The organism is Streptomyces sp. NPDC033165 (assembly GCF_055577965.1).
Genome location: NZ_JBVIPK010000001.1, coordinates 436,598 through 461,163 on the forward strand (window position 1 = coordinate 436,598; position 24,566 = coordinate 461,163).

Sequence of the window (24,566 nt, forward strand, 5' to 3'; positions counted from 1 at the left end):
CGTCCGAACCGATCTGCGTAACTGCTCGCTGCCCGTTGGCCGCGCCACAGCGCTTCGAGCCTAAGGGCTGTGGGGGTGGATTCGGGACGCGGCCACGGCCCGGCTGACGACTACTGCCCCGCGGTGCCGATGACGACGGTGGCGTACAGCTCCTCGCAGACCACCACGCGCGGGACCAGCCCGGCGCCGCCGATGACCTCCACCGCCGCGTCCCGCTGCCGCTCGCTCGTCTCGACCAGCAGGCTCGCGCCGGGCGCGAGCCAACCGGGGGCTTCGGCGGCGACCCGGCGCATCACGTCGAGCCCGTCGCCGCCCCCGTCCAGGGCGACGCGCGGTTCGTGGACGCGGGCCTCGGCGGGAAGGAGTTCGACGTCGTCGGTCGGCACGTACGGAACATTGGCCAGCAGCACATCGACGCGGCCGCGCAGGGTGGCGGGCAGGGGGCCGAACAGGTCGCCCTCGTAGACCTGCCCGAGGGCGCCGACGTTGCGCCGGGCGCAGCGCACGGCGGCCGGTTCGACATCGCAGGCGTGCAGTTCGGCCGCCGCGGCTTCGGTGGCGAGGGCGACGCCGAGCGCGCCGGAGCCGCAGCAGAGGTCGACGACGACGGCGCGCCGGGGGGCGAGGGCGACGGCCTGCGCGACGAGGAATTCCGTACGGCGGCGGGGTACGAAGACGCCGGTGTCGACGCCGAAGCGGCGGCCGCAGAACTCGGCCCAGCCCACGACGTGTTCGAGCGGGAGCCCGGCGGCGCGGCGTTCGACGAGGGCGGCGAGTTCCTGCGGGGACCGGGCCGCCTCGTTCAGGAGCGCGGCCTCGTCCTCGGCGAAGACGCAGCCGGCGTGGCGCAGGGTGGCAACAGTGGTGGAGAGGGAACTCACGGGGTGAACGGACATACGAGCGAAGCCTTTCGGGAAATCCGATGGGCGCTCCGCGATCGGCTAAGCCGTCCGTCCGACGTCTGCCGTCCGTTCGACGCGATCGTGCGAGGTGAGCACCCAGCCTGATCCAGCGGTAATGGGTCTCACCTCCTCGGTCCGTCCCCGTGCCGGTGCACGGGGGTCTCAACACTGGTCGCAACACTACAACAGCGGGTGGTTCACAGGTCCACGCTGTCGCGCGGCTCCGTCGGCGTCAGGAACAGCGCGGCGGTCACACCGTCACCGGCCGGGGCGGCCCCGGCTACCGGGGCGCAACGGCCGCGAGCACACCCCTCGCGGCCGTTCCGTCCGGCCAGGCCCACCCGGCGACCAGGCACCCGGACGGCCTCTTGGCGGCCTCCTCCGCCCGCAGGACACGGTTGACCAGAACGTCGAGCCCGCCCTCGGGTTCCGCCCCGTGCACAGTGACGGTCGGGTCGGGGGTGTCGCTCTCGTCCTGGTGCTGCGGCACCGCTTCGCCGCGCATGAGCGCGCGCAACTGCGCCATCACCACCGGGTCGTGGACGCCGTCGTAGATCCACCGGGTGCCGAGCACCCCGTGCTCGGACGTCCCGATCAACGCCTCGTCGGAAACGTCCTCCAGCGCGGCGCCGCGATAGCCCAGCGGCACCACGTACGCCACCGGCTCCCGCTCGGTGGCGTGCGCCACGATCATGAACTCGATCCCGACCTCGCCGTCCGGATCGTCCAGCCGGAACCCACCGGCCTTGACCAGTTCCGGCGTTTCCGCGTCGCCCGCGTACCAGCTCTGCTTCGGAAGCCAGTCGGCGAGCAACTCCAGCTTGGTGGGCGACATCGTGGTGCGATGAATGGCGGCCATGCGAACTCCTTCGTCCGGCCCCCGAACCGGGGCCGTCAGTGCGGGGACTGTCAGAACCGGGACCGGTCGACGTCGATCTCGTACGCGATCTCCCAGCGGATGTCCGGGACGATGATGTCGGCGGTCTCCACCGGGCGTCCCTCGTCGTCGTAGTACGTACGCTCCAGCTGGGTGATCAGGTCGCCCACGGAGATGCCGAGCAGATTGGCGTGCTCGCGGGTGGCGCGGGCCGGGCGGGGCACTTCGAGGGCGGTGACGATGTGCACGCCGATGGAGCTCATGCGCTCGACGACTCCGGCCTTGCCCTTGGGGCCCATCTCGGGGAGCAGGACGGGCGTGCCGCCGGTGATGGCCATCGGCTCCCAGCTCTTGGCGAGCTGAACCGGCTGCCCGTCCGCGAGGAACTCGTAGTCGGTCACGACGCACAGGTCACCGGGCTCGATCGCCAGCCGTTCGGCGATGTCCTCGGTGGCCGGGACCCGCGCGGCGCTGTTGCACTCCCAGACGCCCGCGGCACCCTGGTCCCGCATGTTGGCGCGGAACGGGCTTCCGTTGCGCTGCTCGCGGTGGCGTGAGCGGACCATCCTGCGGCGCTCGCGGGCCTTGCGGACGTACGTGCCCGAACCGGCGCGGCCTTCGAGGATGCCCTCGATGATCAGGCGCTCCATCGCGCGCTGGGCGACGGACTGGCCGACGCCGTACTCCTCGGCGAACCGGGCCCGGGAGGGCAGCTTGTCACCCACCGCCCATTCGCCCGCCTGTACCCGGGCACGGAGAGCGTCGGCCACCTGCAAGTACGGCGTATCGCGAGGCATTTCAGCGGCTCCGTGAGGGGTGCGGCGTTCCGGGCTCGACATTGACAAAGCTAACCCATCAGGTTGAAGCTGAATACTCAGCATTACATGGAGTGACATCAGCTTCACCAGGGGAGAAGTGTGCGCTCAGCTCAAGCGCGGGCAGTGGCCCTGACCGGCATGCTCACCGCCGCCATCGGTACCGGGCCGCGCGTCGCCGACACCGCGGCCGGTATCCGCATCGAGGCGGACCTCCCCGCCGAGCTCACCGAAGCCGAACACGCGGCGGTCCTCGCCGCCCTCGCCACGGCCGACCGCTTCGGGCACACCCTCACCCGCACCAGCGAGTTCGTCTGGGCCGAGATCAGCAGAGAGGCGACCATGACCACGACCGACTCCCCCGACGCGGCGTACCGCGCCCTGCTCGGCCACACGACGACGTGCGACGCCTGCCGCACGGGGGCCGTCTGCCCCGACGCCACGAAGCTCGTCCGCGTGTGGCGGGAGACCCGCGGATGAGAGGGAAACCCGGGGGCGAGAAGCGGTACGAGGTCCGGCAGGCCCCCTGAACCGGCAAGGGCCACCTGAACCCCGGCAAGGACTCCCGAACCCGGCAAGGGCCTTTTGAGCCCCGACAGGGTCCCCGAACCGCAGGACTCCCTGAAACCCGGCGGGACTTCCTGAACTCCGGCCGGACCCCCTGAACCCCCGTCCCGGCCGCTCATTCCTCGGCAGGGCAGCGCGGCCGGGCCGGGTTCACCACCCATCCACTCCACGAGCGACGGAGGCACCTCATGCGTACCACCCGCCGGGCCTTGCCCGCACCGCCCGGGAGGCCCCGATGATCACCCTCTCCACGACGGACGTCCGCGTCTGCGAGGCGTGCTGGAACGCCCCGGTCACCGCCGCCCGGCACACGCCCACCGGCCGTGACCTGCTCTGCGAGGAGTGCGCGGAGGGCGACTACCCCCGCCGCGTCGACCTCTTCCCGCCGTACGGCATCTACGGCCTGACGGCGCGCAGGGTCATGGACGACGGCAGACACGGCAGCGGCCCCCCGAAGCTCCCGCCCAACCCGGGCCCGCCCCTGCCCAACCCGCCTCCGGCCCCGTCACCGCCGGGTACACCCCCGGTGTAGGGCCGGCGCGGGCCCGCGGTCCACCGGCCGCTCGCCCCTGCCACCTCCCCGCTGCCCGTCGGCGCGGCCTTCCGGGCCGGTTCGCGTTCGTCGGTGATCGCGGGCGGCAGGGGCGAGGACCCGCCCGACGGGGTGCAGACCTCCTTGCCGCCCACCACCGCGCAGGCCCGCGCGGCAGCGGGGTAGGGCGCCTCGACCATGGGCGAGTAGACGTCGTTCTCGTAGGTCACCGCGCGCTGGCTGTGCACCCCCCTGGGGCCCTCCACCCTGGCGGTGTCACCGACTGCGGCCTCCGTGATGCGGGCCCATGCGGCCCGGCACCGCGGGCTGTAGCGCAGTTCGACATAGGTACGGCCCGACCAGGCGGCCGCGGCGGTCCATGCCCCCAAGTGGCACCCCACGCGTTGTGAGTCCTTGTCACGGCATTCGCACTCAATGCATCCGGGGTCCATTCCAGCGTTTTGCCGGCCCGTCCGCTCCGCGCCATTCCCGCCGAACATCCAGACGCCGAGCGGCATTCCGGCGACCAGCGCCAGGAATGCGGAAGCAATGGACACCAGTGTTGTTCTCTTCCGGTGTCCACGACCGGGTAAATCCATCTTCTCCGGTACGTCCGGTACGTCCAGCACTTCGGCGGGATCGCCGTCGCAGTCGGGCGGCGGGGCCGCACCCGGACTTTCGCCCGCCGCCGACCTCCGGCTGCCGACGGGCGAATCGTTCACCGTCAACACCGACGGATGCCAGTTCCGGGCCGGGGAGGAACTGAACGGCCGGGGCTGGGACCGGCTGATGTACGCGTACGAGTTCCTCGCGAACCACGTGGTCGAGGACGTGGAGCGGGCCGCGGAGGTCAAGCGGGCCAGGAGCCGGTGGGCCTCGTGCACGGCGGATGCCGGTCACCCGGTCCCCGCCGACTCCTCCGCCCGGGAACCGGTCGAGAAGAGGACGGGGACCGCGAAGGCCCGGGCCGCGAAGGGCGAGGGCACCGACGAAACCGAAGCGCTGCGGGCGGCGGCCCAGTACGAACTCGCCGTGGCGCGGAACGACGCCCGCTGCCAGCGGGAGAACTGCCTGCGGAAGGCGGTCTCCGACGCCCGGCGCACAGTCGAACAGCCCCTCGCCGACAAGCATCGCGAGTCGCTGGCCGACTACGCCAGGGCCTTGGACAAGGCCGTGCAACGACTCTGAGCCGGCGGGGCCCGGCAGCCGCCGGGGCCCGGCCCCGCCCGCATGGCGCCTTCCAGACCGCCGACCGGCTCCTACAGCACCGGCAGCAGGTTCTTCAGCTCGAAGGCCGTGACCTCGCTGCGGTACTCCTCCCACTCCTGCTTCTTGTTGCGGAGGAAGAAGTCGAAGACGTGCTCGCCCAGGGTCTCGGCGACCAACTCGCTCTTCTCCATCAGCGAGATCGCCTCGCCCAGGTTCTGCGGGAGCGGTTCGATGCCCATCGCGCGGCGTTCGGCGTCGGAGAGGGCCCAGACGTCGTCGTCGGCACCGGCGGGGAGTTCGTAGCCCTCCTCGATGCCCTTGAGGCCCGCGGCCAGGAGGACCGCGTAGGTGAGGTACGGGTTGGCGCCGGAGTCGATGGAGCGGACCTCCACGCGGGCCGAGCCGGTCTTGCCGGGCTTGTACATCGGGACGCGGATGAGGGCGGAGCGGTTGTTGTGGCCCCAGCAGATGTACGAGGGGGCCTCGCCGCCCGCGCCGGCCGCTCGGGAGGAGCCGCCCCAGATGCGCTTGTAGGAGTTGACCCACTGATTGGTGACGGCCGAGATCTCCGCGGCGTGCGTCAGCAGGCCCGCGATGAACGAGCGGCCGACCTTGGAGAGCTGGTACTCCGCGCCCGACTCGTAGAACGCGTTGCGGTCGCCCTCGAAGAGGGAGAGGTGGGTGTGCATGCCCGAACCGGGGTACTCCGAGAACGGCTTCGGCATGAACGTGGCCTGCACGCCCTGCTCCAGCGCCACCTGCTTCATCACCAGACGGAACGTCATGATGTTGTCCGCCGTGGAGAGCGCGTCCGCGTAGCGCAGGTCGATCTCCTGCTGGCCGGGGGCACCCTCGTGGTGGCTGAACTCCACCGAGATGCCCATGGATTCGAGCATCGTGATCGCCTGGCGGCGGAAGTCCATGCCGACGTTCTGCGGGGTGTGGTCGAAGTAGCCGGAGCTGTCCGCCGGGGTCGGGCGGGCGCCGTCGACCGGCTTGTTCTTCAGCAGGAAGAACTCGATCTCGGGGTGGGTGTAGAAGGTGAAGCCGAGGTCCGAGGTCTTGGCGAGGATGCGCTTCAGTACGTAGCGGGGGTCGGCGAAGGACGGTGAGCCGTCCGGCATCAGGATGTCGCAGAACATCCGCGCCGTGCCCGGGGCTTCCGCGCGCCAGGGAAGGATCTGGAAGGTGGCCGGGTCCGGCTTGGCGATCATGTCCGACTCGTAGACCCGGGCGAAGCCCTCGATCGCCGAGCCGTCGAAGCCGATGCCCTCGTCGAAGGCCTGCTCCAGCTCGGCCGGGGCGACGGCGACGGACTTGAGGAACCCGAGGACGTCGGTGAACCACAGTCGCACGAAGCGGATGTCGCGCTCCTCAAGGGTCCTGAGGACGAATTCCTGCTGCTTGTCCATTGCCACATCCTTGCAGTTCAGACGGTCTGTGCACCACCGCCCGGGGTAGGGGGGACACTGCCAGTATCACGACCCGGGATTTCACCCACATTACGCACTCGGTGTGAGAGAGAGCACTCGGCCACCCACTACGATCGGCGACCGTGGCGCACGGGGGCGGCGGCCGAGCGGTGACCGGCTTTCCGCCCGTTGTTCCCGCCCCTCCACGCGCGTCGCTCCACGGACCGTTCTCCCCCCTTCCCGGCCCCTTCGCAGAAGGACTCCACGACATGAGCTTCGACCCCCGCCACCCCCAGCCGCAGGCCCCCGACACCCGTGCGCGCGGCACCCGCAACCGGGCCATCGCCATAGGGGTGAGCGCCGCCGTCGTGGCCGGTCTGGTCACCTTCGGCTCGTATCTGCTGCTGGAGAACTCCGAGGCGAACGACAAGAACGAGAAGTCCGACGGCACCGCCGCGGCCCAGGACGGCAAGCACCCCGGCGGGCACGGCGACTCCCAGGGCGACCGCGCCGGCGGGACCATCGACGGGCTGAAGTCCTGGGACGCCGCGAAGCTGGGCCGTAACCACGTGGCGGGCACGGTCGACTATCCGATGAGGCCTCCGGTCGGCGGCGACCACAACCAGGCCTGGATGAACTGCGACGGCGACGTATACGAAAAGGCCCTCCCCGACGTCAACGCCGTGCACTCCCTGGAGCACGGCGCGGTCTGGGTCACGTACAACGGCAAGGCCGCCGACGCGGACGTCGCCGAGCTCGCCGAGCGCGTCAGGAAGACCCCGTTCACGCTGATGAGCCCGTACGCCGAGCAGGAGGGCACGATCGTGCTCAGCGCCTGGGGCAAGCAGGTCACCGTGGACTCCGCCGACGACAAGCGGGTGGACCAGTTCCTCGCCCAGTACGTCCAGGGCGCGCAGACGCCCGAGCCGGGCGCCCCCTGCACCGGCGGGCTGGCGGCGGTGCCGCAGTGACGGCGGAGCGCGCAGCGGAGGACGAGGCCGAGGAGTCCCACGCCCTCGCCGAGCGGCAGAAGACCGCGCGCGTGCGGTGGGCGGCCGGGGCCGCCGTGGCCCTCGCCCTGCTCTTCGCGGGGGCGGCCACCGTCGCCTCCGCGCTCGGCGACGGGGAGCCCGGTGGGGCCGGTGCGCCCGGCGTGCCGAGTGCGCCCGCCGCGGACTCCGCCGACGCCGGGTTCGCCCGGGACATGGCCGTCCACCATCAGCAGGCCGTCGAGATGTCGTTCATCGTCCGCGACCGCACCGACGACGAGGACGTGCGGCGTCTCGCCTACGACATCGCCAACACCCAGGCCAACCAGCGCGGCATGCTGCTCGGCCGGCTCGATCTGTGGGAGCTGCCGAAGGTCGCACCCGGCGACGGGAAACCCATGGCGTGGATGGGGGACGACGGCGGGGACGGACACGCACACGGCGGGCACCGTCTGGACGGTGGCGACGACGGTGTGCTCATGCCCGGTATGGTCCGGCGCTCCGAACTGGAGCGCCTGGGGCGGCTCGACGGCGAGCGGGCCGAGGTCCTCTTCCTCCAGTTGATGACGGATCACCACAAGGGCGGCGTCACCATGGCCGAGGCCTGTGCGTCGCGGTGCTCGGTCCCGGCCGAGCGGCGGCTCGCCCGGGGCATGGTCGAGGGGCAGCAGTCCGAGCTGGGGCTCATGCGCGACATGCTCACCGAGCGCGGGGCGAAGCCGCGCCCCTGAGCATCGGTCCCGGGCCACCGTGCGTCAGCCCGCGTCCCCGCACCGGCGCACCCGAACGGGTGATTACGGTCGCGCGCGGCCGCCCGGCCGATGACGATGGGTGCGCTCGGGGCCGTACGGCAGTGCCATCGGCACGCAGGAGGAAATCGCCCATGACGACCGCCAAAGACATCATGCACAGCGGGGCCCACTGGATTCCGGCCCACGAGACCCTCGACCGTGCGGCGCAGCTGATGCGCGAGCACAACGTCGGTGCCCTGCCCGTCTCCGCCAACGGTGGTCAGGACCGGATGGTCGGGATCATCACGGACCGCGACATCGTGGTCGGCTGTGTGGCGAAGGGGCACGATCCGTCGAAGGTCACGGCGGGTGACCTCGCCCAGGGGACCCCGCGCTGGATCGAGGCGGAGGCGGATGTGAACGCGGTCCTGGAGGAGATGCAGACCCACCGCATCCGCCGGCTGCCCGTCGTCGAGAACAAGAAACTGGTCGGCATGATCAGCGAGGCCGACCTCGCCCAGCACCTCACCGAGGAGCAGATCGCGGGCTGGGCGGAGAAGGTGTACGCCCGCGGCTGACCACCGCGCGCCCCCGTGCCCGGCGCCCGAGGGGCCGGTACCCCACGGCCCGGCGCCCCGGACCGCTCCGGCGATGGGTCCCGGGGCGCCGGGCCGCCGCCCGTCCGGATACCCGCCGGGGGTAGGGTGACCCGCATGGCGGCCAGGGCGCGGAGCGGGAGCGGGAAGGGAGCCGGGAGCGGTTCCTACCGGCGGTTCCTGCTGTTCGCCGCCCTGCTGTTCGGCATCTTCACCATGCACACGGTCGGCCATCCGGCGGAGCACAGCACTCCGCCGTCAGCCGTCGAGACCATCGAGACCGTCGGGGCCATCACGACCGCCGAGGCCGCCGAGGCGGCTGTGCGTGCGGCCCACACGGCCCCCTCCGGTCACCATCCCGACGCCCCCATGAGCGGCATGGATCCGCTCTCCGTCTGTCTCGCCGTCCTCGGCGTCTGGGGACTCGCTCTCGCCGGTTCCTGGCTGCTGCTCCGGGCACGTACCGACGGGCGGCCTGCGGGCACGCATGCCGGGGCCGGGTGTCCGCGGGCCCTGCGGGCGAAGCCGCCGCCCCGCATATCGGTGCTCGCCACCGTCTCGGTGCTGCGTATTTAGGAGTGGGTGACTCACCTCCGCCCCCTCAGAGATCCACCGGACCAACAGTTCTTCAGAGGTGTATTCAGCATGCCCACCCAACCCACTCGACGCGCCCTGCTCGGCGCCGCTCTCGCCGTCGCCGGTACGGGAGCCCTCGCCGCCTGTTCCGACGGCGGCGGCCACGGCGGCGCCCACTCCGCCGCTGGAGCCGAGGACTCCGGTACGTACGTCTCCCCCGGCGGCAAGGAGGTCCGGGCGGCCGAGGCGGCGCGCGGCTCCGGGCCCGTACGCAAGGTCTCCCTCACCGCCACCCGTACCCGGCTCGATCTGGGCGGCGGCATCACCGTCCCCTCCTGGGCCTACGGGGACCGGCTGCCCGGGCGCGAGGTGCGGGTGACGGCCGGGGACACGCTCGACCTCACCCTCGCCAACCACCTTCCGCGGTCCACCTCGATGCACTGGCACGGCCTCGCCCTGCGCAACGACATGGACGGGGTCCCCGGGCTGACCCAGCGGGAGATCGCGCCCGGGGCCGACTTCGGCTACCGGTTCGCCGTGCCGCACCCGGGCACGTACTGGTTCCATCCGCACTCCGGCGTCCAGCAGGACCGGGGGCTGTACGCGCCGCTGATCGTCGAGGACCCGAAGGAGCCCCTCGCGTACGACAAGGAGTGGGTGATCGTCCTCGACGACTGGGTCGACGGGGTGGCGGGGTCCACGCCGGACGCCGTGCTCAAGGAGCTGTCCGGGGGCATGGGCGGCGGGATGGATCACGGCGCGCACACCATGTCCGGCGAAGGCGAAGGCGACGGCAACGGCGAGGGCAAGGACGAGGACGAGCCGGACGGCGGCGGGCCCTCGCGGATGATGATGGGCGCCGCCAGTGAGCTGCTCGGCGGGGACGCCGGTGATGTGGCCTACCCGCACTACCTGGTCAACGGGCGCGTGGCGCGGGATCCGGAGACGTTCCGCGCCCGGCCCGGTGAGCGTGTCCGGCTGCGGATCATCAACGCCGGTGGAGACACCGCCTTCCGGGTGGCGCTCGGCGGGCACCGGATGACCGTGACGCACACCGACGGCTTCCCGGTCCGGCACACCACCGGCGACGCGCTGCTGCTGGGGATGGGCGAACGGTACGACGTTCTCGTCACCGCCGGGGACGGGGTCTTCCCGCTCACCGCGGTGGCCGAGGGGAAGAAGGCGTCGGCCCTCGCCCTGCTGCGGACCGGGAGCGGGGCGGCGCCCGCCGCCTCCGTACGGCCGAAGGAGCTGGACGGGAAGCCGGTGGAGGCCGGGCGGCTGGTACCGGACGAGGCGGTGGCGCTTCCGGGCCGGGCGCCGGACCGGACGATCCGGATGCGGCTCACCGGCGGGATGGCGAAGTACGACTGGGCCTTCGACGGGCAGCCGTACACCGCGAAGCAGCGGCGGCCCGTGGAGGCGGGCGAGCGGGTGCGGATCGTCTTCGACAACGGGACGGCCATGTGGCACCCGCTGCATCTGCACGGGCACACGTTCGCGCTGGCGGGGAACGCCGCCGGGGCCCGTAAGGACACCGCGATCGTGCTGCCGCACCGGTCGCTGACCGTGGAGTTCGACGCCGACAACCCGGGGCTGTGGATGGTCCACTGCCACAACGTCTACCACGCCGAGGCGGGGATGATGACGGTCCTGGGCTACCGGGGCTGACCTGCGGTTCCGGCGGGCCCGGGAGGATTCTGCCCGGCCCGCCGGGACATCGCGTCAGAAAGACGATTACACTGGCCGACGTGCCTCAACTACGCCTCGCACTGAATCAGATCGACTCGACCGTCGGCGACCTCGCCGGCAACTCCGAGGCGATCGTCCACTGGACCCGGCACTCCGCCGAGCAGGGCGCCCACCTGGTGGCGTTCCCCGAGATGGTGCTGACCGGATATCCCGTCGAGGACCTGGCCCTGCGGTCGTCCTTCGTCGAGGCCTCGCGTCAGGCGCTGCGTGCGCTCGCCGCCCGGCTCGACGCGGAGGGCTTCGGCGAGCTACCGGTCGTCGTCGGCTACCTGGACCGCTCCGAACACGCCGCGGCGCGTTACGGGCAGCCGGCCGGTTCCCCGCGGAACGCGGCGGCCGTGCTGCACCGCGGCCGGATCGCGCTGAACTTCGCCAAGCACCACCTGCCGAACTACGGGGTGTTCGACGAGTTCCGGTACTTCGTGCCGGGCGACTCGATGCCCGTCGTCCGCGTCCACGGCATCGACGTGGCCCTCGCGATCTGCGAGGACCTGTGGCAGGACGGCGGGCGCGTCCCCGCCGCCCGGTCCGCCGGGGCCGGGCTGCTGCTGTCGATCAACGCCTCGCCGTACGAGCGGGACAAGGACGACACCCGGCTGGACCTGGTCCGCAAGCGGGCCCAGGAGGCCGGTTGCACGACGGCCTATCTGGCGATGATCGGCGGGCAGGACGAGCTGGTCTTCGACGGTGACTCGATCGTCGTCGACAAGGAGGGCGAGGTCATCGCGCGCGCCCCGCAGTTCGCCGAGGGCAGCGTGATCCTGGATCTGGAGCTGCCCGCCGCCGAAGCCGCGGCGCCCTCGGGGGTCGTGGACGACGGGCTGCGCATCGACCATGTCGTGCTGTCCGACCGGCCCGTCGGCACGTACGAACCCGAGCTCGCGGGCGGGTACGCGCAGCGGCTGGACGACGATGAGGAGATCTACTCCGCGCTGGTCGTCGGGCTCCGTGCATACGCTGCGAAGAACGGTTTCAGCAGTGTGCTGATCGGGCTCTCCGGCGGGATCGACTCCGCCCTCTGCGCGGCCATCGCGTGCGACGCGCTCGGCGCGCAGAACGTGTACGGCGTGTCCATGCCGTCGAAGTACTCCTCGGAGCACTCCAAGGACGACGCGGCGGAGCTGGCCCGGCGGACCGGGCTCAACTTCCGTACGGTGCCGATCGCCCCGATGTTCGACGCGTACATGGGGTCACTGGAGCTCACCGGGCTCGCGGAGGAGAACCTCCAGGCGCGGCTGCGCGGCACGACGCTGATGGCCATCTCCAACCAGGAGGGGCAGATCGTGCTCGCACCCGGCAACAAGTCGGAGCTGGCGGTCGGTTACTCCACGCTGTACGGGGACGCGGTCGGCGCGTACGGGCCGATCAAGGACGTCTACAAGTCGTCGGTCTTCCGGCTGGCGAAGTGGCGCAACCGGGCCGCGGAGGAGCGGGGCCAGACCCCGCCGATCCCGGAGGCCTCGATCACCAAGCCGCCGAGCGCGGAGCTGCGGCCGGGCCAGGTCGACACGGACTCGCTGCCGGACTACGACGTGCTCGACGCGATCCTGGAGCTGTACGTGGACCGGGACCAGGGCCTGGACGCGATCGTGGCCGCCGGGTTCGACGCGGAGCTGGTGGCGAAGACGCTGCGGATGGTGGACACGGCGGAGTACAAGCGGCGGCAGTACCCGCCGGGGACGAAGATCTCGCCCAAGGGATTCGGGAAGGACCGGCGGCTGCCGATCACGAACCGGTGGCGGGAGTCGTCCTAGGGGTGCCGCCCGCCGGGATTGTCCGGACACCCACCAGCGGGTCGTCTCGGCGGGTCGGCGGTCACCGGGGGCGCCCGGTGACCGCCTTGTCCCCATGCGCCGGACGGGCCTGAGGTGCCGGACCGGTCTCACTGGCTCCCGCGACCACCCGGGACGCCTTCCCCGGGGCCCGGTCCAGGAGGCCCGCCGTCGCCGCTATCGCCAGGCCCGCCAGCGCCAGCACCGCGCCCACGAGTGCCGGGGACGTCCAGCCCCAGCCCGCCGCGATGGCCATGCCGCCGAGCCAGGCGCCGCCCGCGTTGGCCAGGTTGAACGCGGAGTGGTTGGAGGCGGAGGCCAGGGTCGGGGCGTCCTTCGCCTTGTTCATCACCAGCATCTGGAGCGGGGTCGTCGTCATGAACCCGACTCCGCCCAGCAGCACTACCATCACCAGCGCCGCCCACTGCACGTGCACCGTGAACGGGAACACCGCCAGGACCACCGCGAGCGCGCCGAGCGAGCCGTACAGGGTCGGGCGCAGGGCCCGGTCCGTGAGGGGGCCCGCGGCCAGGGCGCCCAGGGTCATGCCGGTGCCGAAGAGGGCCAGGACGACGGTGACGGAGGATTCGCCGAAGCCCATCGCCTTCGTGGTCATCGCCGAGAGGTAGGAGTACACCGCGAAGACCCCGGCGAAGCCGAAGACCGCGGTGAGCAGACCCAGGAGCACCTGGCGGTTACCGAGGGCGCGCAGTTCGCGGCGGACGTCCTGGTGTGCCTCGACCGGGATACGCGGCACCAGGCGGGCCAGCGCGGCCATCGCGGCGAGGCCGATCGCGGCGACGACGAGGAAGGTCGCCCGCCAGCCGAGGTGCTGGCCGAGCAGGGTGGCCGCGGGGACGCCGACGATGTTGGCGACCGTCAGGCCGAGGAACATCGTCGCGACGGCCCGCGCCTGACGGCCCTCGGAGACCAGCCGGGCGGCGACCACCGCGCCGACGCCGAAGAACGCGCCGTGCGGGAGTCCGGCGAGGAAGCGCCCCGCGACCAGCCAGCCGAAGTCGGGGGCGAGCGCCGAGGCCAGGTTGCCCACGGTGAACAGCGCCATCAGGAGCAGCAGCATCCGCTTGCGCGGGACCCGGGAGCCGAGTCCGGTGAGCAGGGGCGCGCCCAGGACGACACCGATCGCGTATGCCGACACGAGGTGTCCGGCGGTGGGCACGGACGTGCCGAGGTCGTCCGCCACGTTGGGCAGCAGCCCCATCATGACGAACTCCGTCGTGCCTATGCCGAAGGCGCTCACGGCCAGGGCGAGCAGGGCCAGAGGCATGGGGAGGGACCTTTCACGGTGAAGCGGTGAGCGGTGCGGCCGGAAGCGGTGCGGCGGAAAGCGGTGCGGCCGAGCCCGTGCGGCGGGAACGGGGAAGCCGCCACGCGCGGAACAGCGAGCCGCCGCCTCGGTGAGGGTCACCGGGCGGCGGCTGGCACCGCTATATGTAAGTTACTGGAACAAATTCTCGCAGACGTTCGGCGGGGTGCGTCACAGCTCCACGCGGGCCGCGATCGGCAGGTGGTCGCTGTCGGTCGCCGCCAGGGTCCAGGAGGCCCGCGGCTCGACGCCCTTGACCATGATCTGGTCGATCCGGGCCATCGGGAACGAGGCGGGCCAGCTGAACCCGAAGCCGTCGCCCGCCGCGCCCTGGGTGGAGCGCATCTGCGAGGTGACCGCGTTCAGCGAGCGGTCGTTCATCGTGCCGTTCAGGTCGCCGAGCAGGACGACGCGCTTGACGGGTTCGTCGGCGATGGCCTCGCCGAGCGCGTCGGCGCTGTCGTCGCGCTGGTTGGCGGTGAACCCGGCGTGCAGCTTCACGCGGACGGACGGCAGGTGGGCCACGTACACCGCGACCTCGCCCTGCGGGGCCTTGACCGTGGAGCGCATGGCCCGGGTCCAGCCCATCTTGATGTCGACCGGCCTGGTGTCGGCGAGGGGGTACTTGCTCCACAGCCCGACGGTGCCCTGGACCGAGTGGTGCGGGTAGCGGTCGGCCAGTGACTTCTCGTACGTGGAGACCTGCCCGCCCGGGAGCTCCTGGAGGGCCACGACGTCCGCCCCGGAACCGGCGACCTGCTCGGCGGTGCCGCCGGGGTCGGGGTTGTCGGCGTTGACGTTGTGGGTGGCGACGGTGAGGTCGCCGCCCGCGCCGGACTTGTCGGTGAGGAGGCCGCCGAACACGTTGAGCCAGACCACGGCGGGCAGCAGCAGCGCGACGATCGCGGTGGCGGAGCGCCGCAGCAGGGCCAGGACCAGCAGGAGGGGGATGAAGAGGGCGATCCACGGCAGGAAGGTCTCGGTGAGGCTGCCGAGGTTGCCGAAGCGGTTCGGGATCCGCGCGTGGACGACCATCGGCAGGGTCAGCAGCACCGAGCAGAGGGCCAGGACGATCCCGCGCCGCCAGACGCCGCGGTCCTGCTTCAGTCTGGTCCACAGGCCCCCGAAGCGGGATTCCCCGGCCTGCGGCTGCTCCGCGCTGCCGTTGCCCGTGTCCGCTCCGTACGCCTGCACCATCGCGCTGTCCTCACTGCCTTGCCCTACACATCGCCGCGCTCTCGACCCTAGGTGATGGGCGGCGTCTTTCCCGCCGCCGACGTCCCGGGCGACCGGCGACCGTACGGAGAGCAGGACGACGAACCGGCGACGGCGGGTTCCCGGTCCGGGCCGGGCGGACGGGCCTGTGACAGAACGATCACACTCGCCCGGAGCGGGGGCGGGGCGGGGGCGGCGGAGGAGTGCCGGGGTGTCAGCCGCGGGCGCCCGCCGGCGCCAGGCCCTGGAGCAGGGCGGAGATGATGCGGTCCGCGAGGTCGTCGGGGAGCGGCGCGTAGGGGCGGTGCACCGTGCGCACGAGCATGGGGCCGACGAAGAGGTCGTCGATCAGCTCCACGTCGAGGTCGTCGCGCAGCTCCCCCGCCGCGACCGCGCGCCGCACCGCCGCCAGCATCGCGACGCGCCGGGGGGCGATCACCGTGCCGAAGTACTCGTCCCACAGCTTCGGGTGGCTCTTCATCTGGGCGAACATGTTGTGCAGCAGCACCGAGGAGCGCTGGGCGAGACCCCGGGTGCGCAGGGATTCCAGCATGACGCGCAGGTCGGCGAGGCCTGCGGTGCCGGAGACGGGCGGGTCGTCGGGTTCCATGTCCCGTACGACGTCGACGAAGAGCTCCTCCTTGCCGGACCAGCGCCGGTAGATGGTGGCCTTGCCGACGCCCGCCGTACGGGCGATGCGCTCGATGGAGAGGCCCGCCAGGGGTTCGCCCGCCTCCAGGAGGGCGATGACGGCGTCCAGGATCGCGCGTTCCGCCGCGGCGGAGCGGGGGCGGCCGCGGCGGGGTTCCGGGTCGGCCGCCCCGGCCGGCGGCTCGCCCCCGTCCCGCGGCGTGCCCCGGTCCTGCCCGTCGTCCTGGTCCCGCACCTGAAGCCGCCTCTCTCCGTGCTGTCGTACGCGTACGCCCTCCGGCGCCGCCGTACGGCTCCGCCCTTCGGCCCGATTCTCGCCGACCGGGAAGGCGGTGGATGACGACCCGCGCGCGGCACGGCGGATCTGCCCGGCGGTCAGCGGCCCACCGGTTCCTCCGCGGCGCGGGGCGCCGGCTCCGCCGGGGCCGCGGGGGTCCGCCCCGGCAGGTACAGGCCGACGACCACCGCGCCGATCAGGGCGACGGCCGCCGAGCCGAGCGCGGTCACCTGCATGGCGCTGATGAACGCGTCGTGGGCGGCGGCGACCAGAGGCTTTCCGGCCACCGGGCCGAGCTTCTCGGCGACCCCGAGCGTGGCCTCGATGGACTCGCCGGCCAGCTCCCTGGCCCCGGCCGGGACCGCGCCGAGGTGGCCCTCGATGTCGCCCCGGTAGACGGTGGAGAGCACCGAGCCCAGGACGGCGATGCCGAGGGCTCCGCCGACCTGGCGGAAGGTGTTGTTGACGGCCGAACCGGAACCGGCCTTCTCGCGGGGCAGCGCCTGCATCACGGCCACGGTGACGGGCGGCATGATGTGCGCCATCCCGGCGCCCTGGACGAAGAAGACGAGGCACAGCACCCACACCGGCGTACCGGCGTCGAACAGGGCGAACGACGCGAGTCCGGCGGCGACGAGCAGCATGCCCGCCGTGCAGACGGCACGGGCGCCGAAGCGGTCGACGACCAGCCGGGCCCGGGGCGCGAAGATCATCTGTGCGGCCGCGAGCGGAACGATCAGCAGGCCCGACTGGAGGGCGCTGTAGCCGCGCACGCTCTGGAGGTAGAACGCCGAGAAGAAGGTCACGCCCATCAGCGCGAAGAAGACCAGCGCTATGGCGGCGACCGCGGCGGAGAACGCGGGCTCGCGGAAGTACGTGATGTCGATGGCCGGGTGGCTGCTGCGCTTCTCGTGCCAGATGAATCCGGCCAGAACCAGCAGCCCGCCGACGATCGCGAGGAGCGCTGTGGCGTCGGTGAAGTCGGCCAGCTCGCCGCCCCGGATGATCCCGTACACCAGCAGGACCAGGCCGACGATGGAGAGCACGACGCCCAGCGGGTCGACCTTGCCGGGGGCCGGGTCGCGGGAGTCGGGGACCAGGACCGCCATCGCGACGAGGGCGATCACCACCACGGGGACGTTCACCAGGAAGATCGAGCCCCACCAGAAGTGCTCCAGGAGCAGCCCCCCGGTGATCGGGCCGATGGCGATGCCGAGGCCCACGCTGCCCGCCCAGATGCCGATGGCCTTGGGCTGTTCGTCGCGTTCGAAGACGTTCATCAGGACGGCGAGGGTGGCGGGCATCACGAAGGCCGCGCCGAAGCCCATCAGGGCGCGCCAGGTGATGAGTTCGCCGGGCGAGGCGGAGAGCGCGGCCAGCGCGGAGCCGATGCCGAAGACCAGGATGCCCGCGAGGAGGACCTTCTTGCGGCCGATGCGGTCGCCGAGCAGGCCCGCGGTGAACAGGAGCCCGGCGAAGACCAGCGTGTAGGAGTTGATCGCCCACTCCAGCTCGCTCTGGGTGGCGCCGATGCCGGTGGGTGCGGGGCTCGCGATCGTCTTGACCGCGACGTTCAGGATCGAGTTGTCCAGCACCACGATGAGCAGGCTGAACATGAGGACGGTGAGGATCCACCAGCGGCGGCGGTGGATCGCCTCGGGTATGCGGGGCGCGGCGGGAGGCAGCGAGGAGGAGGGAGACGGTTGGGACATGCGGACGAGCCTAACCTCATTTCGATACGAGACCGTCTCGTATTGTTAAATCTTTGCCGAACGGCCGTCGGACGGACGTGTGCGGGCCCACTTCCCGTCCGCCCGGGCGGGATGCCACCATGGAAGGGATCCGGGGACGCCGTCAGGGCGCCTCGAGATGACGAAGGAGCCGTTGGCCATGTCGCTTCAGGCTGCGCAGAATCAGCCCTCCCGCGCAGGTGCTTCCCCCGACAGCAGCAAGGCGCTGTACGGAGGAAAGTCCACCCGCCGCATCACCGTCCACGACATCGCCGCCGCCACCGAGCGCGGCGAGAAGTGGCCCATGCTCACCGCCTACGACGCGATGACCGCGTCCGTCTTCGACGAGGCCGGAATCCCGGTCATGCTCGTCGGGGACTCCATGGGCAACTGCCACCTCGGCTACGAGACCACCGTGCCCGTCACGATGGACGAGATCGCCATGCTGTCCGCCGCCGTCGTACGGGGCACCAAGCGCGCCCTCATCGTCGGCGACCTGCCCTTCGGCTCGTATCAGGAGGGCCCCGTCCAGGCGCTGCGCAACGCCACCCGGCTGATCAAGGAGTCGGGCGTCGGCGCGGTCAAGCTGGAGGGCGGCGAGCGGTCCCACGAGCAGATCCGCCTGCTGGTCGAGGCGGGCATCCCGGTCATGGGCCACATCGGCCTGACCCCGCAGTCGGTCAACGCGATGGGCTACCGGGTCCAGGGCCGCGGCGAGGAGGCCGCCCAGCAGCTGCTGCGCGACGCGAAGGCGGTCCAGGACGCGGGCGCGTTCGCCGTCGTGCTGGAGCTCGTACCCGCCGAGCTGGCCGCCGAGGTCACCCGTACGCTGCACATCCCGACCGTCGGCATCGGCGCCGGCTCCGGGACCGACGCGCAGGTGCTGGTCTACACCGACATGGTCGGGCTGACCGGCGGCAAGGTGCCGCGCTTCACCAAGCAGTACGCCAATCTGCGCCAGGTCCTCGGGGACGCGGCGAAGGAGTTCGCCGACGAGGTCGTCGGCGGCACGTTCCCGGCGCCGGAGCACACCTTCCACTGAGGTGGTGAGGTGCCCGGCGCGCTCGGGCACGCCTCCCGCTGACGGGCAGGCCCGCCCCGCCGGCCCGCGCTGAACCATTTCCCGCACCACCGACAGCCCGCCGACATCCCCCATCGGCGGGCTGTCGCGCGTTCTCCGGCCCGGCCGCCCCCTGTCGGCGGCCTGTCGGTGAACTGTCGGTGAGCCCTGGTCCCATGGTGGGCATGGAACGAATCGACAAGAACCCCGAGCGCGGCCGGAACGCCGTCGAGGTACGGGGGCTGGTCAAGCACTACGGCGAGACCAAGGCACTGGACGGTGTGGACCTCGATGTCCGCGCGGGCACCGTGCTCGGTGTGCTCGGCCCCAACGGCGCGGGCAAGACCACCCTCGTACGCTGCCTGTCCACGCTGGTCACCCCCGACGCCGGTCACGCCCTCGTCGCGGGCTTCGACGTGGTCAAGCAGCCCCGCCGGCTGCGCCGCGCCATCGGTCTGACCGGGCAGTACGCCTCGGTCGACGAGAAGCTGTCCGGCTGGGAGAACCTCTACATGATCGGGCGGCTGCTCGATCTGCCCCGCAAGCAGGCGCGGGCCCGGGCCGACGAGCTCCTTGAGCGGTTCTCGCTCACCGAGGCCGCCAGGCGAGCCTGTATGGAGTACAGCGGCGGCATGCGGCGGCGGCTCGACCTGGCCGCCTCGATGATCGGCAGCCCCGCCGTGCTCTACCTGGACGAACCGACGACCGGGCTCGACCCCCGGACCCGCAACGAGGTCTGGGACGAGGTGCGGCGGATGGTCGCCGAAGGCGCGACCGTACTGCTGACGACCCAGTACATGGAAGAGGCCGAGCAGCTCGCCGAGGAGCTGACGGTCATCGACAAGGGGAAGATCATCGCCCGGGGCGGGGTGGACGAGCTGAAGGCGAGGGTCGGCGGCCGCACACTGCACATCCGGCCCTCGGACCCGGCGGAGCTGCCCGCGATGGCCCAGGCGATCCGGGAGGCCGGCCTCGACGGGATCGCCGGTGCGCAGGCCGTACCGGACGAGGGGCTGCTGTACGTGCCCATCCTCAGCGACGAGCAGCTGACCGCCGTGATCGGGCTGCTGGGCGCCCGGGGCTTCCCCCTCGCCCATGTCGCGACCGCCTTGCCCAGCCTGGACGAGGTGTTCCTCGCGATCACCGGCGACAAGGCATCCACCTTCTCCGACGCCGCTCCCCAGGAGGTCGCCGCATGAGCAGCACCACCACGACCCTGACCCCCGCGCCCGCGGGGCCCGCGGGCCCCGCACCGTCGAAGGCGGCGGTGGCCGGGGAGGGCCGGATCGGGCTGAGGGCCAACCTGCGGCACGTCGGCGCCCTGGTCCGGCGCAATCTCCTCCAGATCAAGAAGGACCCGGAGTCGATGTTCGACGTCCTTCTGATGCCGGTCGTCTTCACGCTGCTGTTCGTGTACGTCTTCGGCGGCTCGGTCGGCGCCAGCCTCGGCGGGGACAGGCAGGACTATCTGAACTACCTGGTCCCGGGACTGATGGCGATGATGGGCGTGAACATCGCCATGGCCGTCGGCACCGGCGTCAACGACGACTTCCGCAAGGGCGTCATGGACCGGTTCCGGACGATGCCGATCGCGCGCTCCTCGGTGCTCATCGCCAAGATCGTGGTCGAGCTGGGCCGGATGATGGTCGCCATCCTCATCCTGCTCGCCATGGGCTTCGCCCTCGGCATGGAGCTGAAGGGCTCGGTGTACGGACTCCTCGGAGCGGTCGCGCTGACCGGGGCGTTCGGCGCCGCCATCATGTGGATCTTCATCCTGCTCGGGCTGAGCGTGAAGACGCCCCAGGCCGTCCAGGGGATGGGAATGCTGGTGCTGATGCCACTTCAGTTCGGTTCCTCGATCTTCGCACCGACGCAGACCATGCCGGGCTGGCTCCAGGCGTTCACCGACTACAACCCGCTGTCCAACCTCGCGGACGCGGCGCGCGGGCTCATGCTGGGCGGCCCGACGGGGAACTCGGTCTGGTGGACGCTCGCCTGGGCCGCCGGGATCACGGTGGTGATGGCGCCGCTGGCGGTGGCCAGGTTCCGCAGGAAGGCCTGAAGCAGGGGCGGGCTCGCCGCCGGCAGGGCACCCGCGCCCCTGGCCGGGGCTACGCCGGCGGGTCCCTCCGGTACGTCTCCGCCAGGGCGGTGGCCTCCTCGATCGTGAGGCCACCGCCCTGCTCGTACGCCACCGTGTAGGCGTCGTCGTCGAGCCGGGCCCGCACGGCTTCCTCGGCCTCGATGAGGCCCTGGCGCTCCAGGGCGGTCGGCACGTGCCCGGCCGGCACCAGGGTCGCCTGGAGGCCGAGCAGCCGGGCCGCGGCGGCCGGGGCGCCGGGGGCGTCGAGTCCGGCGATGGCGCGGGCGATGGTCATCAGCTGTCTGGACGCCATCTGCGGGGCCATCATCCTGGCGAGCCGGTCCTGGGCGCGGGCCAGCGCGTCCAGCCCGGTGGCGAGTGCGGAGGCATGATCACCCACCAGGTTGTCCAGCCAGGCCAGCACCCCGAGCACGTACCCGTCGAAGACCCCGATCGTGCGGGAGCTGAACTCATCACGCAGCAGGACGATCTGCTCCCGTGCCTCGGCCACCCGGCCCACGCGGCCGTACAGGAACCCCAGATGCAGCCGGGCGGTCGGCATCGCCTGGTGCCCGGCGAACCGGCCGCCGTCGACGACATCGCGCAGGACGGCCTCGGCCTCGTCGAAGCGGTCGAGTTCGGTGAGGGCCCCGGCGTACCGGGCTCGCAACACGGCCACCTGGGCGTGGGCGCCGAGCGCCCGTGCGTAGTCGATCGCGGCCAGATAGTCGGCGGCGGCCTCGGCGAACCGGCCCTTGCCCTCGTTCGCCTCCCCCCGGGAGGACAGCGATTCGGCCGCACCCCAGTCGTCGCCGAGCCGGACGAAGATCTCCAGGCTCTCTTCGGCGTCGGCCAGCGCCTCGCCCGCCCAGTCGGGGCGGTTGGCCAGTACCTTGGCGCGGATGTCCAGCGCGGCGCCCAGCTCCCATTCGTGGGCGAACTCCCGGGAGGACCGGACCGTCTCGTCCATCACCTCCCGCATCTCGTCGGCCTCGCCGGTGAGCAGGACCGCGAACATCCAGAGCGCACCGGGTGTACGGCAGGCCTGGGGCTGCCCGGCCCGGTAGGTGCGGGCGATGATCCGCATCCGCTCCTGGCCCTGCGGGGTGAGCCACTCGTCCATCGCGCGGTCCATGCTGACCATCCGGATCAGCCCCGCCCCGCGCCGAGCCTCCTCGACCTGCTCCGGCTCCCAGGGCGGCGGCCGGTCGGTGGTCCGCTCCAGCAGGGAGGGGGCCTGGACGCCGGGCGGGGCGAACGGGTCAGGGCCGAGAGCGGTCACCGCCCCGGACCACTGACGGGCGTCGGCGTTCAGTTCGTGCATCAGCCAGTACCAGGCCATCGAGAGGACGATGCAGAGTCCTTCCTCCTCCTCACGGGCCGCGACCGCGTGCCGGAGGGCGGTGCGCAGGTTCTCGTACTCGCGACGGAAGAGCCCGGTGGCCTCCCGCTGGCCGGCGCCGCGCAGCTTCGGCCCGGTGGTGCGGGCGAACTCCCGGTAGTGGACCAGGTGGCGCCGCTCGACGGCGTCCCGCTCGCCCGCCTCCGCCAGCCGCTCGGCGGCGTACTCCCCGACGGTCTCCAGCAGCCGGTAGCGCATCTCCGCGTCCTGGCCGGGCGCGGCGACGACGAGGGACTTGTCGACCAGGGAGCCGAGCAGGGCGGCGACGTCGAGGGAGTCGACGGCGACACCGTCGTCCGGGGCGGGCAGGGAGCAGACCTCCTCGGCGGCGGCGAGCGAGCAGCCGCCCGCGAAGACGGCGAGGCGGCGCAGGACGGCCCGTTCGGCCCCGTCCAGCAGCTCCCAGGACCAGTCGACGACCGCGCGCAGGGTCTGCTGGCGGGGCAGCACGGTCCGGCTGCCGTTGGTGAGGAGGCGGAAGCGGTCGTCCAGCCGGTCGGCGATCTGGCGCGGGGTGAGCATCCGCAGGCGGGCCGCGGCCAGTTCGATGGCGAGCGGCAGCCCGTCGAGCCGCCGGCAGATCTCGGCGCAGGCGGCCGCGGTCGCCTCGTCCGCGTCGGTGCGGAAGCCGGGGCGGGCGGCGGCCCCGCGCTCGGCGAGCAGGCGCAGCGCCATCGGGTCGGGCAGCGGTTCCACGGGGCGCACGAACTCGCCCGGTACGCCGAGGGGTTCGCGGCTGGTCGCGAGGACGGTGAGCCGGGGGCAGTGGGCCAGCAGATGGTCGGCGAGGGCGGCCGCCGCGCCGATGACGTGCTCACAGTTGTCCAGGAGCAGCAGCATCCGGCGCGGAGCGCAGTGCTCGGTGAGGCGTACGAGGGGGTCGTCGCCGGTTCGGTCGACGGCGCGCAACTCCCCGGCCCCGGCCCCGCGCAGCACGGTCTCGCGGGCCCCGAGCGCACCGAGTACGGCCTCGGGCACGGCGTCCGGATCGTCCACGGGGGCCAGCTCCGCGAGCCAGACACCGTCGGGCCAGGCCTCGGCGGCCGCCTCCGCGGTCTCCTGGGACAGCCGGGTCTTGCCCGCGCCGCCGGGGCCGAGGAGGGTGACGAGCCGGGTACGGGTGAGGTCCTCACGGAGGGCGGCGATGTCGGGGGCGCGCCCGACGAAGCTGGTGAGCCGGGCGCGGAGGTTCCCATGCGGGGGCGACGGGCTCGCGGGGGCGGGCCGTTGCCCGGCCTCGGGCGTCCCCCCGGAGGCCGACGCGGGCTCCGGGGCGGGCGCGGCCGGTCCCTGGTGGAGGAGTTCTCCGTACAGGCCGCGCAGTTCGGGCCCGGGGTCGGTGCCGAGGCGCTCGGCGATCGCGGTGCGCACCTCGTCGTACGCCGCCAGCGCCTCGGCCGTGCGTCCGGCGTCCCGCAGGGCCCTGACGCGCTGTGCCTGGAGCGGTTCGTCGAGCGGGTGGGCGGCGCAGAGCGCGGTCAGCTCCCACAGGGCCTCGTCCGCCCGCCCGAGCACGCGCAGCGCCTCCAGCCGGGCCCGACGGGCGCCGAGCCTGCGGGACTCCAGGCGGGAGGCGGGCGCCGTACGGTCGGGCAGGTCGGCGAGCGGGGGCCCGGCCCAGAGCGCGAGAGCCTGGTCGAGGACGGTGACGGCCTTGGCCGGGTCGCCCTGCTCCAGCGCCCGGCTCCCCTCCCCCGCCAGCCGCTCGAAGCGGTGCAGGTCCACAGCGTCCGGCTCGGCGGCGAGCCGGTATCCGCTCTCCACGGACTCGACGGCGCTCCGGCCGAGCACCCGCCTGAGCCGCCCGACCAGGGCCTGGAGGGCGCCGGTCGCATCGGCGGGCGGGTCGCCGTCCCACACCTCGTCGACCAGGACCCCGGCGGGGACGGCACGCCCGGGGCGCAGCGCGAGGACGGTCAGCAGGGCGCGCAGCCGCGCCCCGCCGAGGGCGACGGCCGTACCGTCGTCGCGGAGTGCCCGGGTGGTGCCGAGGATGCAGTAGCGCACGGGCCCATTGTCCGTGACCAACCGCGGCGCGGCGTTGACAGGGTGGAACTCCGGCACCGGTTCCCGACGTTCCCGCCCTGTCGG

Annotated in this window: 21 protein-coding genes and 1 pseudogene; 12 read left to right on the forward strand and 10 right to left on the reverse strand. The window is 72.4% G+C overall.

Annotation, left to right across the window (positions count from 1 at the left end; translation table 11 throughout):
* Positions 1-110 precede the first annotated feature (110 nt).
* The 3 genes from ACZ5WC_RS01985 to ACZ5WC_RS01995 form a co-directional block, all read right to left on the reverse strand.
* Positions 111-896, reverse strand: a complete 786-nt coding sequence (locus ACZ5WC_RS01985) for a putative protein N(5)-glutamine methyltransferase (RefSeq protein WP_468538979.1) — start codon at positions 894-896, stop codon at positions 111-113.
* 286 nt (positions 897-1,182) lie between these two features.
* Positions 1,183-1,761 (reverse strand): maltokinase N-terminal cap-like domain-containing protein, encoded by a 579-nt coding sequence (locus tag ACZ5WC_RS01990; protein ID WP_468538980.1) that lies wholly within the window; start codon positions 1,759-1,761, stop codon positions 1,183-1,185.
* Between the two features lie 50 nt (positions 1,762-1,811).
* Positions 1,812-2,576: a GntR family transcriptional regulator gene (locus tag ACZ5WC_RS01995; RefSeq protein ID WP_468538982.1), complete on the reverse strand. Its 765-nt coding sequence runs from the start codon at positions 2,574-2,576 to the stop codon at positions 1,812-1,814.
* A 159-nt stretch (positions 2,577-2,735) separates the two neighbouring features.
* Here ACZ5WC_RS01995 and ACZ5WC_RS02000 point away from each other — a divergent pair, with 159 nt between their 5' ends.
* Both ACZ5WC_RS02000 and ACZ5WC_RS02005 read left to right on the forward strand, forming a co-directional pair.
* Positions 2,736-3,074, forward strand: coding sequence for a hypothetical protein (locus ACZ5WC_RS02000; RefSeq protein ID WP_468539395.1), 339 nt, complete (start codon positions 2,736-2,738; stop codon positions 3,072-3,074).
* A 322-nt stretch (positions 3,075-3,396) separates the two neighbouring features.
* The gene (locus ACZ5WC_RS02005) at positions 3,397-3,693 is read left to right on the forward strand and encodes a hypothetical protein (protein WP_468538984.1); all 297 of its coding nucleotides are present in this window, start codon (positions 3,397-3,399) and stop codon (positions 3,691-3,693) included.
* A 173-nt stretch (positions 3,694-3,866) separates the two neighbouring features.
* On the opposite strand, the pseudogene ACZ5WC_RS02010 reads toward ACZ5WC_RS02005, so the two are convergent.
* A pseudogene (locus ACZ5WC_RS02010) lies at positions 3,867-4,292 on the reverse strand (DUF2690 domain-containing protein); the annotation flags it as partial.
* Here ACZ5WC_RS02010 and ACZ5WC_RS02015 point away from each other — a divergent pair.
* Positions 4,243-4,881 (forward strand): hypothetical protein, encoded by a 639-nt coding sequence (locus ACZ5WC_RS02015; protein WP_468539414.1) that lies wholly within the window; start codon positions 4,243-4,245, stop codon positions 4,879-4,881. The pseudogene ACZ5WC_RS02010 and the gene ACZ5WC_RS02015 sit on opposite strands and share 50 nt — an antisense overlap.
* A 71-nt stretch (positions 4,882-4,952) precedes the next feature.
* On the opposite strand, the gene glnA is transcribed toward ACZ5WC_RS02015, so the two are convergent.
* Entirely contained in the window at positions 4,953-6,314 is a 1,362-nt protein-coding gene (glnA, locus tag ACZ5WC_RS02020) for a type I glutamate--ammonia ligase (RefSeq protein ID WP_096627621.1), read from the reverse strand.
* Positions 6,315-6,583: 269 nt separating this feature from the next.
* On the opposite strand from glnA, the gene ACZ5WC_RS02025 reads away from it, so the two are divergent.
* The 6 genes from ACZ5WC_RS02025 to ACZ5WC_RS02050 all read left to right on the forward strand — a co-directional run bounded on the left by ACZ5WC_RS02025 (position 6,584) and on the right by ACZ5WC_RS02050 (position 12,712).
* Entirely contained in the window at positions 6,584-7,285 is a 702-nt protein-coding gene (locus ACZ5WC_RS02025; RefSeq protein WP_468538986.1) for a DUF3105 domain-containing protein, read from the forward strand.
* Positions 7,282-8,034, forward strand: coding sequence for a DUF305 domain-containing protein (locus ACZ5WC_RS02030; RefSeq protein ID WP_468538988.1), 753 nt, complete (start codon positions 7,282-7,284; stop codon positions 8,032-8,034). The genes ACZ5WC_RS02025 and ACZ5WC_RS02030 overlap by 4 nt, the downstream gene beginning before the upstream one ends.
* Before the next feature lie 152 nt (positions 8,035-8,186).
* Positions 8,187-8,612 (forward strand): CBS domain-containing protein, encoded by a 426-nt coding sequence (locus ACZ5WC_RS02035; protein WP_096627618.1) that lies wholly within the window; start codon positions 8,187-8,189, stop codon positions 8,610-8,612.
* Between the two features lie 135 nt (positions 8,613-8,747).
* Positions 8,748-9,206, forward strand: coding sequence for a hypothetical protein (locus tag ACZ5WC_RS02040; protein ID WP_468538990.1), 459 nt, complete (start codon positions 8,748-8,750; stop codon positions 9,204-9,206).
* 69 nt (positions 9,207-9,275) lie between these two features.
* Positions 9,276-10,877: a multicopper oxidase family protein gene (locus tag ACZ5WC_RS02045; protein WP_468538992.1), complete on the forward strand. Its 1,602-nt coding sequence runs from the start codon at positions 9,276-9,278 to the stop codon at positions 10,875-10,877.
* Positions 10,878-10,957: 80 nt separating this feature from the next.
* Complete coding sequence (locus ACZ5WC_RS02050) at positions 10,958-12,712, forward strand: NAD+ synthase (protein ID WP_468538994.1); 1,755 nt, start codon at positions 10,958-10,960, stop codon at positions 12,710-12,712.
* A gap of 61 nt (positions 12,713-12,773) precedes the next feature.
* Here the strand turns inward: ACZ5WC_RS02050 and ACZ5WC_RS02055 are convergent, their stop codons facing one another.
* The 4 genes from ACZ5WC_RS02055 to ACZ5WC_RS02070 all read right to left on the reverse strand — a co-directional run bounded on the left by ACZ5WC_RS02055 (position 12,774) and on the right by ACZ5WC_RS02070 (position 17,912).
* A complete protein-coding gene (locus ACZ5WC_RS02055) occupies positions 12,774-14,018 on the reverse strand; it encodes an MFS transporter (RefSeq protein WP_468538996.1) in 1,245 nt (414 codons plus the stop codon).
* Between the two features lie 210 nt (positions 14,019-14,228).
* A complete protein-coding gene (locus ACZ5WC_RS02060; RefSeq protein WP_468538998.1) occupies positions 14,229-15,254 on the reverse strand; it encodes an endonuclease/exonuclease/phosphatase family protein in 1,026 nt (341 codons plus the stop codon).
* 232 nt (positions 15,255-15,486) lie between these two features.
* The gene (locus tag ACZ5WC_RS02065) at positions 15,487-16,158 is read right to left on the reverse strand and encodes a TetR/AcrR family transcriptional regulator (protein WP_468538999.1); all 672 of its coding nucleotides are present in this window, start codon (positions 16,156-16,158) and stop codon (positions 15,487-15,489) included.
* 140 nt (positions 16,159-16,298) lie between these two features.
* A complete protein-coding gene (locus tag ACZ5WC_RS02070; protein ID WP_468539001.1) occupies positions 16,299-17,912 on the reverse strand; it encodes a DHA2 family efflux MFS transporter permease subunit in 1,614 nt (537 codons plus the stop codon).
* 178 nt (positions 17,913-18,090) lie between these two features.
* Here ACZ5WC_RS02070 and panB point away from each other — a divergent pair, with 178 nt between their 5' ends.
* The 3 genes from panB (at position 18,091) to ACZ5WC_RS02085 (ending at position 21,052) form a co-directional block, all read left to right on the forward strand.
* Positions 18,091-18,972, forward strand: coding sequence for a 3-methyl-2-oxobutanoate hydroxymethyltransferase (panB, locus tag ACZ5WC_RS02075; RefSeq protein WP_096627611.1), 882 nt, complete (start codon positions 18,091-18,093; stop codon positions 18,970-18,972).
* A gap of 194 nt (positions 18,973-19,166) precedes the next feature.
* Entirely contained in the window at positions 19,167-20,189 is a 1,023-nt protein-coding gene (locus tag ACZ5WC_RS02080) for an ATP-binding cassette domain-containing protein (protein WP_468539003.1), read from the forward strand.
* Positions 20,186-21,052 (forward strand): ABC transporter permease, encoded by an 867-nt coding sequence (locus tag ACZ5WC_RS02085; protein WP_468539005.1) that lies wholly within the window; start codon positions 20,186-20,188, stop codon positions 21,050-21,052. Before ACZ5WC_RS02080 ends, ACZ5WC_RS02085 begins: the two co-directional genes overlap by 4 nt.
* A 49-nt stretch (positions 21,053-21,101) precedes the next feature.
* Here ACZ5WC_RS02085 and ACZ5WC_RS02090 read toward each other — a convergent pair whose 3' ends face one another.
* A complete protein-coding gene (locus tag ACZ5WC_RS02090; RefSeq protein WP_468539007.1) occupies positions 21,102-24,482 on the reverse strand; it encodes an AfsR/SARP family transcriptional regulator in 3,381 nt (1,126 codons plus the stop codon).
* Positions 24,483-24,566: the final 84 nt, after the last annotated feature.

Coding starts and splice junctions, on each gene's coding strand:
- ACZ5WC_RS02060 (WP_468538998.1), bottom strand. CDS start 15,254: ATGGTGCAGGCGTACGGAGCGGACACGGGCAACGGCAGCGCGGAGCAG.
- ACZ5WC_RS02055 (WP_468538996.1), bottom strand. CDS start 14,018: ATGCCTCTGGCCCTGCTCGCCCTGGCCGTGAGCGCCTTCGGCATAGGC.
- ACZ5WC_RS02035 (WP_096627618.1), top strand. CDS start 8,187: ATGACGACCGCCAAAGACATCATGCACAGCGGGGCCCACTGGATTCCG.
- ACZ5WC_RS01995 (WP_468538982.1), bottom strand. CDS start 2,576: ATGCCTCGCGATACGCCGTACTTGCAGGTGGCCGACGCTCTCCGTGCC.
- ACZ5WC_RS02040 (WP_468538990.1), top strand. CDS start 8,748: ATGGCGGCCAGGGCGCGGAGCGGGAGCGGGAAGGGAGCCGGGAGCGGT.
- ACZ5WC_RS02025 (WP_468538986.1), top strand. CDS start 6,584: ATGAGCTTCGACCCCCGCCACCCCCAGCCGCAGGCCCCCGACACCCGT.
- ACZ5WC_RS02000 (WP_468539395.1), top strand. CDS start 2,736: ATGCTCACCGCCGCCATCGGTACCGGGCCGCGCGTCGCCGACACCGCG.
- ACZ5WC_RS01990 (WP_468538980.1), bottom strand. CDS start 1,761: ATGGCCGCCATTCATCGCACCACGATGTCGCCCACCAAGCTGGAGTTG.
- panB (WP_096627611.1), top strand. CDS start 18,091: ATGTCGCTTCAGGCTGCGCAGAATCAGCCCTCCCGCGCAGGTGCTTCC.
- ACZ5WC_RS02015 (WP_468539414.1), top strand. CDS start 4,243: ATGGACACCAGTGTTGTTCTCTTCCGGTGTCCACGACCGGGTAAATCC.
- ACZ5WC_RS02085 (WP_468539005.1), top strand. CDS start 20,186: ATGAGCAGCACCACCACGACCCTGACCCCCGCGCCCGCGGGGCCCGCG.
- ACZ5WC_RS02045 (WP_468538992.1), top strand. CDS start 9,276: ATGCCCACCCAACCCACTCGACGCGCCCTGCTCGGCGCCGCTCTCGCC.
- ACZ5WC_RS02080 (WP_468539003.1), top strand. CDS start 19,167: ATGGTGGGCATGGAACGAATCGACAAGAACCCCGAGCGCGGCCGGAAC.
- ACZ5WC_RS02005 (WP_468538984.1), top strand. CDS start 3,397: ATGATCACCCTCTCCACGACGGACGTCCGCGTCTGCGAGGCGTGCTGG.
- glnA (WP_096627621.1), bottom strand. CDS start 6,314: ATGGACAAGCAGCAGGAATTCGTCCTCAGGACCCTTGAGGAGCGCGAC.
- ACZ5WC_RS02070 (WP_468539001.1), bottom strand. CDS start 17,912: ATGTCCCAACCGTCTCCCTCCTCCTCGCTGCCTCCCGCCGCGCCCCGC.
- ACZ5WC_RS01985 (WP_468538979.1), bottom strand. CDS start 896: ATGTCCGTTCACCCCGTGAGTTCCCTCTCCACCACTGTTGCCACCCTG.